Source organism: Brevibacillus reuszeri, from assembly GCF_001187725.1.
Classification (GTDB): domain Bacteria; phylum Bacillota; class Bacilli; order Brevibacillales; family Brevibacillaceae; genus Brevibacillus; species Brevibacillus reuszeri.
This window is the reverse complement of record NZ_LGIQ01000007.1, coordinates 808,631-821,363: the sequence shown is the minus strand read 5'-3', so window position 1 is coordinate 821,363 and position 12,733 is coordinate 808,631. Positions and strand designations below refer to the sequence as shown.

Sequence of the window (12,733 nt, the reverse complement as noted above, 5' to 3'; positions counted from 1 at the left end):
TTCGATGTCGATGACACTTACTCAGCAATTGGTTCTTGCTTCGCCTCTTCAATCTTTTCCTGCAGCTCTCCTGCTTCCCTGCGAAGCACCTGCCGCTCATGCTTGGTTAATACTTCACCACCGACCGTGCCATTCACCAGTAAATCCTCTTCGTACAAGCGATCTTTGCGCATGGAAACCTCCTGCAGACAAAAGTTGTGTACCTCTTGTCCTACTTTGTTCCAAAGCCGCCTTTCTTATGTACGCGTTTTGGTTGGGAGGAAGACTTCGCTTTTGATGCAGCAGCCTTCGGACCACTCGCTTTCCCATTCGGCTTTTCAGAAGCCGCTTTTGGCGCTGGCTTTCCGGGATTTCTCACAGGCTTCGGATCTTCCAGTGCACCATGTGTCATGAATTTTTCTGTAATCGGAACGCCTGTTTGTTTGGAAAACTTTTGAATAATAAACCGCTCTTGTGCACTAATGATGGAGAAAACGAGACCCGCTCTGCCCATTCTCCCCGTACGTCCGCTTCGATGTACATAGGTATCCCCATCAGAGGCTGGATCGAAGTGTACGATACATTCCACCCCTGGAATATCAATCCCGCGCGCAGAAACATCAGTCGTAATCAACACGGGAAATACTCCATCTCTGAATTGTTGCAGAGTTCTTGCTCGCTCCTCCTTGGTTGCGTCACGATGCAAGAATCTGCATGGCAAATGATGATAATTGAGCTTGGAAACGATCTCGTCCACCTTTTCGATCTGATTGACAAAAACGATGGAGGAACGTACATTCACGAGTCGGAGCAAGCGACGAAGCGTATCTACTTTCTTGCGAGGGTCGGATACTAAATACATATGGGCGACACCGGCTGCTCCTTCTGGTGCCGCAGAGCGTACGACCGCAGCTTCCTTCGTGAAAACATCTGCTGCTTTAATGACATCTCCCGGAATCGTCGCAGAGAATAGCAAGCGCTGAGTATCGCGCAGCGTTTTTTTCATAACCTCTTGTACAGGCTTGCCAAAACCGGCATCCAGCATCCGGTCTGCTTCATCTACGACAACGGTTTTGACCTCATGTACCTTTAATTTTCGCTGCTCGATCAATTCAAGCAGTCTCCCTGGAGTCGCAACAACAAGCACAGGCTTCTTTTTCAGTCTTTCCACCTGGCGCTTCACATCTGCTCCACCAATAAGGGGAACAACAGCGGTATCGTAACCAGGCAGCAAGCCTTCCGCTTCTCTGGCGATTTGAACAACCAATTCATGAGTAGGCGCAAGTACAATGGCCTGTACATCTTTCTTTTCCATATTGATTTTAGTAAGTATCGGCAGCAAATAGGCAAATGTCTTCCCTGTTCCTGTCGGAGATTCAATCAGTGCGTCCCGCCCTTCCAAAATCAAGGGAATGGCATCCGCTTGAACAGGTGTCGGGTTGTTCATTTTTCGTTCACGCAAAATATCGAGAAGAGATGCGCTAATGTGTAATTCCTCAAACGTGGTGCTCACAAGAACCCTCCTGGCTTGAAAATCGTGCATCTGGTAAGCTTACCACATTTTTTATACAGAAAATAGACAAAGCTCTCCGTATCCTCGATCCTAGAATGAAAAAGGCGAAATCCCTTCGGACTTCGCCACTTTTTTTACCCGTTATTGGAGTCCATACGGGTCTCCTGTTTCTCACCCTGGTCTTGTCGATCACGGCTTGTGGTCTGATTACGTGTGCCTTTAGGACTTTCCATGTACTCCTCTACCTCTTTTTGAAACGCAGCATCATATTCGCGCATTCTGCTCACCTCCTGTAACTATTTTTACCGTGGGTCTGATTTATTATTTTCCTGAAACTTTTTACCCCGTTCTTCGTCCTTTCATATAGGAACATAACCAATGACCTATTTCTTAGATGGATGTGAAATTTTTCATGCAAACCTTGTCACGCACTCAAGCTCAAAAACGCTCAAAAAGAAAGCGTCCTATGCGGTGGATCAAACGTTTCATGCTCGGTTCTGCTCTAACCTTTACAACCATTGCACTTGTGGGAATCATTTTCTTTTTCGGTACAAAAACAGGAGAAGACTTGCGAGAGTGGGGGGCGGGTACCTTGTTAACCACCCAGCACGACTACTGGGCGCCATACATGTTTTTACCCGAGGAAAAATTAAACGCACTCAAGGAACAAATCCGTAATCCAGAAGTCATCAACTCAGAAACACAGAATGTGACAGATGAGCCTGAAAAACAGCCCGTCACCGTCACTTTGCCAGAAAAACCAAAAGAGCTGGTCGAATTGGAAGACATTGATGTCTCCAAGGGCAGCTACTACTTTAAAGGGAAAATTATGTACATCAGTGATCCCAAACGAGTCCAACTACTGCTCACCAATCGAAAAGACCGCGGAGATCTTCTCGATGAGTTCGTAAAGAAATCAAACGCGATCGGAATTGTCAACGCTAGTGGTTTTGCTGATCCAGACGGCTATGGAAAAGGAGCCCAGGCGTACGGTGTTGTCATACATGACGGCAAAATTCTTCAGGGCTACAATCCAAAAAGTGGAGAAACGGCTTTGGGAATTACCTATGAAGGCAAGCTGATTACAGGCAGCTACACCGCTGAACAGCTGGTAAAAATGGGAGTCCGAGATGCCATGAGCTTTCGCCCTCAATTAATTGTTAACGGTAAGAATCTGTTTGTAGATAAACCTGCCAAAAGCTGGGGAATCCAACCCCGAACAGCGATTGGACAGAAAGCAGATGGTACGATTGTGTTTGTTGTCATCGATGGTCGCCAGCCAGGTCACTCCATTGGAGCCAGCATGAACGATTTAGCTGAGCTCTTGGAAGAACGAGGTGTCGTTACCGCCATGGCGATGGATGGTGGGTCCAGCTCGATGATGCTGCACAATGGAGAAGCCATAACTAAAACCTCTTGTCCGTACTATCGCGGTCGTTACCTGCCAAACGCCTGGGCCGTCATTTAATATTTCAATAATAGATGGGATGTGTTTACCATAGAAGACCTCTTTCACTACAGTGAAGATCCAACGATTACAAGGTTTGTACCACGCGAACATCCGTCCCATCCTGGGCTTGCCCCTGCTGTTTGGGCCATTGCTCATATGCAAGCACCCATGTATTACTTGCCTAGGGATTGTCCACGTATCGCTTTTTACCAAAAACCCGATTCAACTGAGGAAGATATTCAGCGCTTTCTAGGCTTGAGCAGTGCTAGTATGGTCATCGCAATTGAGAATAGATGGTACCCTCGCCTGCTGGATACGAGGCTGTATCAGTATACTTTTTCGTCGGACACGTTCTACTGCTTGGACAAGCCTGCTGGCTATTACCTCTCGCATGAAGCTGTAGAGCCCATTGATGTAATGCCTATGGGTGATTTGCTGGCGAAGCTTAGTCAGGAGGATGTTGAACTACGGATGACTCCCTCACTGCTTCCGCTTCGTGATGCCCTGCTCACAAGCAGCTTGCATTTCTCCATGATTCGTATGCGAAACGCGCAGGTAGAAGACGTTCGTTGAAGAAAAAAACAGGCAGTTCCACTATCACGTGGGCTGCCTGTTCGTTTTTTACAATTTAATTGGCGTTCTTGCTTGCTCCAGACTCCATTGTTCTACGTCCCATGTCTGCGTTACCCAGTCTTCGTAGAATTCTGGTTCGTGGCATACCAAGAGGACAGTGCCTTTGAATTCCTTCAAAGCGCGTTTCAGCTCTTCCTTGGCTACCACATCCAAGTGATTCGTCGGCTCGTCAAAAACTAGCCAGTTACTTTCTCTTTGCAGCAATTTGCAAAGGCGAACTTTTGCTTGTTCTCCCCCGGAAAGTGCATTCATGTTGCGGTTGATATGCTCATTCTTTAAACCACAGCGTGCCAGTGCTCCGCGAACCTCATGATTGTTCATTGCGGGGAATTCGTTCCAAACCTCATCTAACGCTGTGAGTGGTTTCGCTTTTACTTCCTGCTCAAAGTAAGCAGGATGTAGGAAATCTCCGCGATCCAGCTTTCCTCCAAGTGGTGGAATAACTCCGAGCAAGGTTTTGAGCAACGTCGATTTTCCTACCCCGTTCATTCCAACAATCGCTACCTTTTCGCCGCGCTCCAGCTTTACGCTTAGTTTCGGCAGAAGGGCATGAGAATATCCGATCTCCAGGTCATCCGCTTCTACGACAAAACGGCTGCTTGCCCGAGACTCTTTAAAGATAAAGGTCGGTTTTGCTGCTGTTTCCGGCTTATCGATCCGCTCGATTTTCTCCAGCTGCTTTTGGCGGCTCTTGGCACGTCCTGTTGTCGATGCGCGTGCCTTATTTCGGGCAATAAAGTCTTCCATACGGGCGATCTCTTCCTGCTGCTTTTCAAATGCATCAAAATGCTGACTACGCTTCGTCTCGGACTGTGCAAGGAATGACTCATAGTTCCCTGTATAACGGTTCAGCTTTGTGAATTCCAGGTGATAGATCACGTTTACGACCTCGTTCATGAAGGTCGTATCATGTGAAATCAACATAAAGGAGTACGGATAATCCTTGAGATAATTTTTCAACCAAACAATATGCTCTTCGTCCAGGTAGTTTGTCGGCTCATCCAGCAAAAGAACGGTTGGCTGCTCCAAAAGGAGCTTGGCAAGCAAAACCTTTGTCCGCTGCCCACCAGAAAGAGAAGCAACATCGCGCTCCAAACCGATCGCACTCAGTCCAAGTGCATTTGCGATTTCATCTACCTTGGCATCAATCAAGTAAAATCCACTTGTCTCCAGCTTATCCTGAATCTCTCCCATACGCTCCAGAAGCTCTTCAAGCTCCTCAGGCGACGCCTCAGCCATTTTTTCTCCGATGACCATAAGCTCCTGTTCTTGTTCCAAAAGCGGCAGAAAAGCGTCCTTGAGCACGTCACGAATGGTCTTTCCTGCTTGCAGCTTTGTATGCTGATCGAGATATCCGTACTGGATTTTTGGCATCCACTCTACTTTTCCGTGATCAGCCATATTTTGTCCTGTCAAAATCCCCATCATGGTGGATTTTCCTGTACCATTTGCTCCGACAAGACCAACTCGATCTCCCGGTTGCAGGCGGAATGATACATCCTTAAACAAAATACGGTCCCCAAATCCATGGGACAAATTTTCCACGATCAAAACACTCATGTTCTTCCTCCTGATCTGTTTCCTCTATGAGGCTTACAAAATGATTCTTTCAAAGAATGATGGAGAAAAATGATCACTGTAGTTCTCTCCAGTCATTATTAACTGGTCCAATCGTACGCGCATATCCTGGAGGCTAATCCCTTCCATCGCCGCGTTCAAAATAGTTGCACGGGCCATAAGCCTGAGTACATTCACTTCATTTTCAAGTGAATCTCCAAATACTTTACCACTATGCACAATCTCCGAGCGATGATTGTACGATTTTTTAATAAACTGTGCAATCTTTTCTCTTTGCTCAAAGGATTCGCCAAAATAATAAGCCATGCGTACCCGCAATTTGTATGTGATTTCTCCTTTTGTTCCATCAGGAACAAACAGTGATTCCATTGCGATCCATAAATCAAGCAGTTGGTCCTCGTAGCTTTTCTTTTCCAACGAAAGAGAATAGCGTCGAAACGCCAGACCCGGAAGCTTACGTCCAATCAGAGAAAAAAACACATTTTTTGCAGAATCATCAAACATATATTTGGTGCCATCCAGGGAGCGCTTTAGATACGTGATTCCAAACTGATTGCCACTCGCAGTGATGACATAAGGTATGGAACAGGTACCTTGAATGGTTGATATATTAAGCTTGTTCTCAATTTCCTCAATCCAGACTCGATCATCGGTCACTTTCATTTCTGCATGATCTGCTACGAGAAACAAGCTTGTCGGATCTACACGTTGATCAAACAATCGCTTGTTTTCATCCATTTCGTGTCGCAAAAATTTGGAAGCAATCTCATAAGGCTTTTTCACACCGGAAACCAAATGATAAGAGTTTGGAAGTTCAATCTGAACGGGATGAGGTGTAGTAGAATTGAACACAGGTGCAATCAACAGTGGCATAGTATCGCTCCTTTCAGATGGATCCTTCACGAGAGCTTGTTTGGTTTACATAATAACTATTATGTTATATAAACAGTATCGTGCCATTCTGGTCTTTTGACAACACGTCAATTCCTTCTAATCGTGGACATGCTTCCTTATAGAATACCAGCATTTCCTATGGTTCGTCATCATCCGTTTGCAACAAACTACAAGGGAAGGAGCTGATTCTGATGGAAAGAGATCAAATTTTGGACGAAAATCCTCATCAAACTTATAATAATGAGGCACAACCCCTTGAACAAACTGGCGAGCCTCAGCCTGGCTCCAAAAAAGTAAAGCAAAAAAATCATTCTCGCTCCATAGAAACAAGAGAAGGCTAGTGGAAGGAAGCAATGGATTACCCGGCTCAACCAAGGGTCGGGTTTGTTATTTCCTTTTTTTTACAACGAAAATGATTGAATTGTCCCACAAGGATGAACTATGATAAATTTAGTATCCTTGATGGAGGTTAAGTGAAGATGATCAGCATTCCACTGACTAGTAATAGTCCTCTCTCCCATACGATTAGCTACAGTGTCTCCCCTTTATTTGAACTGGCGGCAAGTCTACATACGCTCGCGCAGCTGTCACCTCCTGCGCGTTTCAACAATTGGTCACAAGACCTCCTTGCCCAGTTTAAAGAGGCAAGGCTGAGCAATGATTGGGAATACTTTCTCCCGCTCTTCCGCTACGGAATTCCTGATTCCTTTGATCCCGTCATTACAAGAGGAGTTATGTCTGTAGACGATCAGTACGAATATTTCGTTACGCTTCCCTCGGACGATTTTGTCCGCAGATTGCAGCCTTTATTAAAGAAATGGAACCAGCATCATGACATTCCAAGCGTGGCTTTTGATATAGAAGAGGACGCGGATTATGTGAAGGGCCGTTTCAGCCTGTTTGTTTCTTCCTATTGGCAGCTGTTTTTTGAAGCAAATTGGGAGGCGATTGCCCCCTCCTTTGTGCGTGAAGCCGAACAAATTCATCACGTGCTAAACGATCTTCCTGCGTGTCTTGACTATTTGAACAAAATCTCATTTGGAATCACGTATGACTCTGAAGAAAATCGGCTGCTCTGTCCATATGAAGGGCCTGACTATGAGGTCCAGCAGCTAGTCCTCTATCCAAGTCATTTCTATGCGGCTGAACCACTACTAAGCAAAGGTGGTGCAGGAGCCCATCTGTTATACAGCTTTTTATAAACCAGCGAGGTAGCAGCGCCTAGAACATCTCTCTCCTCGCTCATAGCAAGCTCCAATATAAAACGCCCTATGAAGGGCGTTTTTCAAGCATCATATGTGCAACGATTAACTTATCTAACTGTTGACTGATTCGAACAATTTCTGGGTCAAGAAAATTGTAACCAGCATCTTTAGCTGCTCGCTCTAGCTTTTGGCGCAAGTCATCAATCATCTTACTCGTATTCTCCATGCTGCCAGGCCCCCACCCAACTGTTGTCTCCCACTATTTTACATTATATAAGAACAGGTGGAAAGGGTAAGATGTGGAAGAAAAAAACCTTGCACCCAAACAGGTACAAGGTTTTTCCCCATGCAACGAGAAGCCATTACTTCATAACGTGAATCGGACGACCCAACGCAAGCTCAGCTGCTTCCATCGTTACTTCACCCAATGTAGGATGAGCGTGGATGGTCAGCTCGATGTCTTCGAGTGTTGCACCCATTTCGATAGCCAAACCAATTTCTGCGATGATATTGGAAGCTTCTGGACCAACGATTTGTGCGCCCAATACGAGATTGGATTCTTTTTCAGCGATCAGCTTTACATAGCCTTCGCCAGCATTGACGGACAATGCGCGGCCATTTGCAGCAAATGGGAAACGGCCTACTACATAGTCAATGCCCTTTTCTTTTGCTTCTTTTTCGTTGATACCTACACTTGCAATTTCCGGATCGCAGAAGACAACTGCTGGAATTGCTTTGTAGTCAACTTCTGCAGGGTGACCAGCAATTGCTTCCGCTGCTACCTTACCTTCGTAGGAAGCTTTGTGAGCTAGTGCTGGACCCGCCACGATATCACCAATCGCATACACGTTCGGGATGTTCGTACGGCCTTGCTTATCGACCACAATCAGACCACGATCAGTCAGGTTCATGCCGATATCGCGCACGCCGAGCTCATCCGTATTTGGACGGCGACCAACAGTTACGAGTACATATTCTGCCTCGATTTGCTGCTGCTCTCCCTTTACTTCAGCTTTTACGATTACGCCATTTTCGGTTTCTTCCATTCCTTGAGCAAGTGCCTTCGTATTGATAGTTACGCCGAGCTTTTTCAGCTTGCGCTCAACCAGACGAGGCATGTCAGGCTCAAAGCCTGGCAGGATTTGATCGGAGCCTTCCAAAATGGTTACCTTGGTTCCAAACTTGGCGAAAACTGTACCCAGCTCGATACCAATATAACCGCCGCCGATTACAACGAGGCTTTTTGGCAGCTCAGTCAGAGACAGAGCTTCTGTCGAGGACAGCACGCGCTTGCCAAACGGGAATGCAGGCAATTCAATTGGACGGGAGCCTGTCGCGATGATGCAATGTTCAAAGCGGTAACGGTTAACGTCGTAGCCGTGGAAAACACGTACTTCGTTTTCGCTAACGAACAGTGCTTCACCAGGGATGACCTGGATTTTGTGCCCTTTGAACAGAGAGCCCACGCCACCGGTCAATTGCTTTACGATACTGCTTTTCCACTCTTGTACTTTGGCAAAATCCACTTTTACATTTTCCATTGTGATACCCATGGACTCTGTATGCTGCGTGTGCTCATACGTGTGAGCAGCGTGGATCATCGCTTTGGACGGGATGCAGCCTACGTTCAAGCATACGCCGCCGATATCCGCTTTTTCTACAACAGCAACGGTTTTTCCCATCTGGGCCGCACGAATAGCCGCCACATAGCCACCAGGACCCGCACCGATTACAAGAACATCTACTTCTGTAGTAAATTCACCTACTACCATAGCTGATTACCCCTCCATGACGAGCAGCGTTGGGTTTTCCAGAAGCTGCTTCACGTAGTTGACGAAACGCTGTGCTGGTTCGCCATCAACCAAACGGTGGTCAAAGCTCAAAGAGAGATGCAGCATTTGGCCAACCACGATTTCTCCATTTTTCACAACTGGTTTCTCGCTGATACGACCAACACCCAAAATCGCTACCTCTGGATAGTTAATGATTGGAGTGAAGAACATACCGCCAGCAGAACCGATGTTTGTGATGCTGAAGGTAGAGCCTTTCAGCTCGTCTGCTCCTGCTTTGCGGTCACGCGCTTTTTTCGCCAGTTCACCGATTTCGCCAGCGATTTGGAAAATCGACTTGCTGTCAGCCGCTTTTACGACTGGTACAAGCAATCCATCCTCTGTGGATGTTGCGATACCGATGTTGTAGTACTTTTTATAGATGATTTCTTGTTTCTCATCATCGATGGAAGCGTTCAGCTCAGGGAACTTCTTCAGACCTGCCACAACTGCTTTCACTATCATTGGCAAGTAAGTCAGCTTCACACCGCGTTCTTCAGCAAGAGGTTTTGCGTCTTTACGCATGGCAACCAGAGCTGTAACATCCACTTCGTCAAAGATGGTAACGTGTGGAGCTGTATAAGCGGATTTGACCATTGCTTTCGCGATCGCTTTACGCATGCCTTTCAACGGTACGCGCTCTTCCAGTTCGCCCGTTTGTGTCGTGTAGTGAACGGTTGGAGCTGCTGCCGCTTGTGCTACACCAGTTGCTGCAGATGCTTCAGCTACTACTGGAGCCGCTGCTTCTGCTGGTACTCCTGCTGCTGCAGGAGCCGATACGGCTACTGCGCCACCAGATACAAAACGATCCACGTCATCACGTGTGATGCGACCCAATTTTCCTGTACCTGGTACAGATGCCAATTGGACTCCTTTTTCACGTGCGTATTTACGAACAGAAGGCGTAGCCAATACATGCTTGCGATCAATTGGAGCCGCTACAGCTGTTGCAGTCGCTTGTGCCATTGGAGTCTCCAATGTTTGGTTAGCGTTTGCACTCACTTGTGAACCAATATCGCAGCCTGGTTCCATATTGTCAGCTGCTGCAGGTGCAGAAGCCGCTTCTGCTGCGTGGGAATCGCCATGTCCATGATCTGGCAGGTTAGGAATTTCGCCTTCCACATCAAAGTCGATCAAAGGATCGCCTACTACGGAAACCGTTCCTTCGGTAACTTTCAGTTCAAGTACTTTCCCTTTTACTGGCGATGGAACCTCTACTACCGCTTTGTCATTTTGTACTTCCATAATGACTTGGTCTTCTTCTACGGAATCCCCTGGCGCTACGTGCCATTTGACGATTTCGCCTTCATGGATACCCTCACCGAGCTCCGGGAGTCTGAATGTAAAACGACTCACAGTATCTCCTCCTTATACACACTTCGCCGTATTTTCAACCTGATTCTTCCTAATTTCCAAAAGAAGGCGGAAAGCTCTCAACTTTTCCGCCATTATGTCCAATTCTGATTAGAAATCGAGCACCCTAGTCAAGCCATCTACTACGCGTTTCACGTCGGGCAGCCATACATCTTCTGCTTGAGCAAAAGGATATACGGTATCCGGTGCTGTAATACGCAGTACTGGAGCTTCCAGGTGGAGAATCGCGCGTTCGTTGATTTGAGCAATGATTTCTGCAGCGACACCAGATGTTTTTTGCGCTTCTTGTACTACGATTGCGCGGTTTGTTTTCTTCACAGAAGCAACGATCGTGTCGATATCGAGTGGGCTAATGGTGCGCAGGTCGATTACTTCTACCTTTGCTCCACGTGCCTTCTCGATTTCTTCTGCAGCTTTCAAGCTGGTATGCACCATGGCACCATAGGTGATGATGGTAGCATCCGTACCCTCTTTCACTACGTTTGCTTTACCCAGCTCAATCGTGTACTCGCCTTCTGGAACCTCTTGACGGAAAGAGCGGTACAGCTTCATGTGCTCCAGGAAAACAACTGGATCGTTATCGCGGATCGCAGCGATCAGAAGTCCTTTTGCATCGTACGGGTTGGAAGGAATAACCACTTTCAGACCTGGCGTTTGCATCATCAAGCCTTCCAAGGAGTCAGCATGCAGCTCAGGCGTTTTCACACCTCCACCGAATGGGGAGCGGAATGTGATCGGGCTCGAAAAACGACCGCCAGAACGGTAGCGCATACGAGACGATTGAGAAGCTACTGCGTCAAAGGTTTCGAAAACGAAACCAAAGAACTGAATTTCTGCGACTGGACGGAATCCATTAATGGACAGACCGACAGCCAAACCGCCGATTCCAGACTCAGCGAGTGGTGTGTCAAATACACGTTGCTCACCGAACTCAGCTTGCAGACCTTCTGTTGCACGGAATACACCGCCGTTATTTCCTACGTCTTCACCGAAGACAAGTACGGTTTCATCGCGTTTGAGTTCAACGCGCATTGCATCCGTAATGGCTTGAACCATTGTCATTTGTGCCATGGCTTATTTCGACTCCTTCGCCAGGAATTCTGCCTTTTGCTCTTCGAGTGCAGGCGGCAGTGTCTCAAACATTACATCAATCAGCTCGGATACTTTCATTTTCGGCGTTTCATCCGCTTTTTTGATCGCATCTGCTACAGCTGCTTTTGCTTCTTCAATAACTGCTTCTTCGTCTTTTTCGTTCCAGAGCCCTTTGGATTCGAGGTACTTGCGGAAGCGGATCAATGGATCGCGCAGCTCCCACTCGCTTTGCTCTTCACCAGTACGGTAACGGGTTGGATCGTCACCAGCCATTGTGTGCGGACCATAACGGTAAGTCAGTGCTTCGATCAGGGTTGCGCCTTCACCGTTCACACCACGATCTTTCGCTTTTTGAACAGCGTAGTAAACAGCCATAATATCCATACCATCAATGCGCTCGCTAGCAATACCTGCTGCTGTTGCTTTGATCGCGATGTTTTCGGAAGCAGTTTGCTTTTCGAAAGGCAAGGAAATCGCATAACCGTTGTTTTGAGAGAAGAAGATAACCGGGAGCTTGTAAACTCCTGCGAAGTTCATACCCTCGTAGAAATCACCTTGGGAGGTCGCACCGTCACCAAAGTAGTTGATCGCAACGCGCTTTTCACCACGCAGTTTGTAACCCATTGCAACACCAGTTGCTTGTGTACATTGAGCCGCGATGATGATTTGTGGCATCAAAACGTTCACACCTTCAGGGATTTTTCCACCCTCAATGTGACCACGGGAGTACAAAAATGCTTTATGCATTGGGAATCCATGCCATACCATTTGTGGAATATCGCGGTAGCTTGGCAGGATGAAATCTTCTTTGGACAATGCTGCTTCAGAACCGATCATGCTTGCTTCTTGACCAGCAACTGGCGCATAGAAGCCCAAACGGCCTTGGCGGTTCAAGCTGATCGCGCGTTGGTCCCAAACACGGGTAAATACCATTTTACGCATCAAATCACGCAATTCATCATCGGAGAGCTTAGGCATCAAGTCAGGACGAACAACCGTTCCATCCGGTGCAAGAATTTGCAGCGGGGTGTTGTTCTCTGTTTGTTCAACAGCAGTGGTTACGCTCATCACATTCACCTCGTCACTGGAATAAGGGGCTTCCATACCCATCCCTCGCAGGTCATTTCATCTGAGCAGTTGCTCGCTTGAATAACGACTGCGAATGATGTCGGAAGTGGCCCGGATA

Annotated in this window: 14 protein-coding genes; 4 read left to right on the top strand and 10 right to left on the bottom strand. The window is 47.1% G+C overall.

Features of this window, described 5'->3' with window-relative positions; genetic code table 11:
• Window positions 1–17: 17 nt before the first annotated feature.
• The 3 genes from ADS79_RS35680 to ADS79_RS35675 all read right to left on the bottom strand — a co-directional run bounded on the left by ADS79_RS35680 (window position 18) and on the right by ADS79_RS35675 (window position 1,770).
• Entirely contained in the window at window positions 18–173 is a 156-nt protein-coding gene (locus ADS79_RS35680; protein ID WP_162839534.1) for a hypothetical protein, read from the bottom strand.
• A 38-nt stretch (window positions 174–211) separates the two neighbouring features.
• Window positions 212–1,492, bottom strand: a complete 1,281-nt coding sequence (locus ADS79_RS13730; RefSeq protein ID WP_049738943.1) for a DEAD/DEAH box helicase — start codon at window positions 1,490–1,492, stop codon at window positions 212–214.
• Between the two features lie 134 nt (window positions 1,493–1,626).
• Window positions 1,627–1,770, bottom strand: coding sequence for a hypothetical protein (locus tag ADS79_RS35675; protein WP_162839533.1), 144 nt, complete (start codon window positions 1,768–1,770; stop codon window positions 1,627–1,629).
• Window positions 1,771–1,904: 134 nt separating this feature from the next.
• Here ADS79_RS35675 and ADS79_RS13725 point away from each other — a divergent pair, with 134 nt between their 5' ends.
• Entirely contained in the window at window positions 1,905–2,960 is a 1,056-nt protein-coding gene (locus tag ADS79_RS13725; protein WP_049738942.1) for a phosphodiester glycosidase family protein, read from the top strand.
• 21 nt (window positions 2,961–2,981) lie between these two features.
• The gene (locus ADS79_RS13720; protein WP_236699974.1) at window positions 2,982–3,515 is read left to right on the top strand and encodes a DUF6886 family protein; all 534 of its coding nucleotides are present in this window, start codon (window positions 2,982–2,984) and stop codon (window positions 3,513–3,515) included.
• 48 nt (window positions 3,516–3,563) lie between these two features.
• Here the strand turns inward: ADS79_RS13720 and ADS79_RS13715 are convergent, their stop codons facing one another.
• On the bottom strand, window positions 3,564–5,135 hold the full coding sequence (locus tag ADS79_RS13715) for an ABC-F family ATP-binding cassette domain-containing protein (RefSeq protein WP_049738941.1): 1,572 nt from the start codon (window positions 5,133–5,135) through the stop codon (window positions 3,564–3,566).
• A gap of 33 nt (window positions 5,136–5,168) precedes the next feature.
• Window positions 5,169–6,026: a HEPN domain-containing protein gene (locus ADS79_RS13710; protein WP_049738940.1), complete on the bottom strand. Its 858-nt coding sequence runs from the start codon at window positions 6,024–6,026 to the stop codon at window positions 5,169–5,171.
• Between the two features lie 212 nt (window positions 6,027–6,238).
• Between ADS79_RS13710 and ADS79_RS13705 the strand changes: the two genes are divergently transcribed.
• Together ADS79_RS13705 and ADS79_RS13700 are read left to right on the top strand one after the other, a co-directional pair.
• Window positions 6,239–6,388 (top strand): hypothetical protein, encoded by a 150-nt coding sequence (locus ADS79_RS13705; RefSeq protein ID WP_049738939.1) that lies wholly within the window; start codon window positions 6,239–6,241, stop codon window positions 6,386–6,388.
• A gap of 138 nt (window positions 6,389–6,526) precedes the next feature.
• Window positions 6,527–7,249, top strand: a complete 723-nt coding sequence (locus ADS79_RS13700) for a hypothetical protein (protein WP_049738938.1) — start codon at window positions 6,527–6,529, stop codon at window positions 7,247–7,249.
• 67 nt (window positions 7,250–7,316) lie between these two features.
• Here the strand turns inward: ADS79_RS13700 and ADS79_RS13695 are convergent, their stop codons facing one another.
• The 5 genes from ADS79_RS13695 to pdhA all read right to left on the bottom strand — a co-directional run bounded on the left by ADS79_RS13695 (window position 7,317) and on the right by pdhA (window position 12,615).
• Window positions 7,317–7,478 (bottom strand): aspartyl-phosphate phosphatase Spo0E family protein, encoded by a 162-nt coding sequence (locus tag ADS79_RS13695; protein WP_049738937.1) that lies wholly within the window; start codon window positions 7,476–7,478, stop codon window positions 7,317–7,319.
• 136 nt (window positions 7,479–7,614) lie between these two features.
• Entirely contained in the window at window positions 7,615–9,024 is a 1,410-nt protein-coding gene (lpdA, locus tag ADS79_RS13690; RefSeq protein WP_049738936.1) for a dihydrolipoyl dehydrogenase, read from the bottom strand.
• A 6-nt stretch (window positions 9,025–9,030) separates the two neighbouring features.
• Entirely contained in the window at window positions 9,031–10,437 is a 1,407-nt protein-coding gene (locus tag ADS79_RS13685) for a dihydrolipoamide acetyltransferase family protein (RefSeq protein WP_049738935.1), read from the bottom strand.
• Between the two features lie 108 nt (window positions 10,438–10,545).
• Window positions 10,546–11,526 carry an alpha-ketoacid dehydrogenase subunit beta gene (locus ADS79_RS13680; RefSeq protein WP_049738934.1) on the bottom strand — a complete coding sequence of 327 codons (981 nt, stop codon included), beginning with the start codon at window positions 11,524–11,526 and terminating at the stop codon, window positions 10,546–10,548.
• 3 nt (window positions 11,527–11,529) lie between these two features.
• Window positions 11,530–12,615 (bottom strand): pyruvate dehydrogenase (acetyl-transferring) E1 component subunit alpha, encoded by a 1,086-nt coding sequence (gene pdhA, locus ADS79_RS13675; RefSeq protein WP_049739093.1) that lies wholly within the window; start codon window positions 12,613–12,615, stop codon window positions 11,530–11,532.
• Window positions 12,616–12,733 lie beyond the last annotated feature (118 nt).

What these genes read in the sequence shown, in the direction of transcription:
- ADS79_RS35680 (WP_162839534.1), bottom strand. Translation starts at nt 173, where the DNA reads ATGCGCAAAGATCGCTTGTACGAAGAGGATTTACTGGTGAATGGCACG.
- ADS79_RS35675 (WP_162839533.1), bottom strand. Translation starts at nt 1,770, where the DNA reads ATGCGCGAATATGATGCTGCGTTTCAAAAAGAGGTAGAGGAGTACATG.
- ADS79_RS13725 (WP_049738942.1), top strand. Translation starts at nt 1,905, where the DNA reads ATGCAAACCTTGTCACGCACTCAAGCTCAAAAACGCTCAAAAAGAAAG.
- ADS79_RS13715 (WP_049738941.1), bottom strand. Translation starts at nt 5,135, where the DNA reads ATGAGTGTTTTGATCGTGGAAAATTTGTCCCATGGATTTGGGGACCGT.
- ADS79_RS13710 (WP_049738940.1), bottom strand. Translation starts at nt 6,026, where the DNA reads ATGCCACTGTTGATTGCACCTGTGTTCAATTCTACTACACCTCATCCC.
- ADS79_RS13705 (WP_049738939.1), top strand. Translation starts at nt 6,239, where the DNA reads ATGGAAAGAGATCAAATTTTGGACGAAAATCCTCATCAAACTTATAAT.
- ADS79_RS13700 (WP_049738938.1), top strand. Translation starts at nt 6,527, where the DNA reads ATGATCAGCATTCCACTGACTAGTAATAGTCCTCTCTCCCATACGATT.
- ADS79_RS13695 (WP_049738937.1), bottom strand. Translation starts at nt 7,478, where the DNA reads ATGGAGAATACGAGTAAGATGATTGATGACTTGCGCCAAAAGCTAGAG.
- lpdA (WP_049738936.1), bottom strand. Translation starts at nt 9,024, where the DNA reads ATGGTAGTAGGTGAATTTACTACAGAAGTAGATGTTCTTGTAATCGGT.
- ADS79_RS13680 (WP_049738934.1), bottom strand. Translation starts at nt 11,526, where the DNA reads ATGGCACAAATGACAATGGTTCAAGCCATTACGGATGCAATGCGCGTT.
- pdhA (WP_049739093.1), bottom strand. Translation starts at nt 12,615, where the DNA reads ATGAGCGTAACCACTGCTGTTGAACAAACAGAGAACAACACCCCGCTG.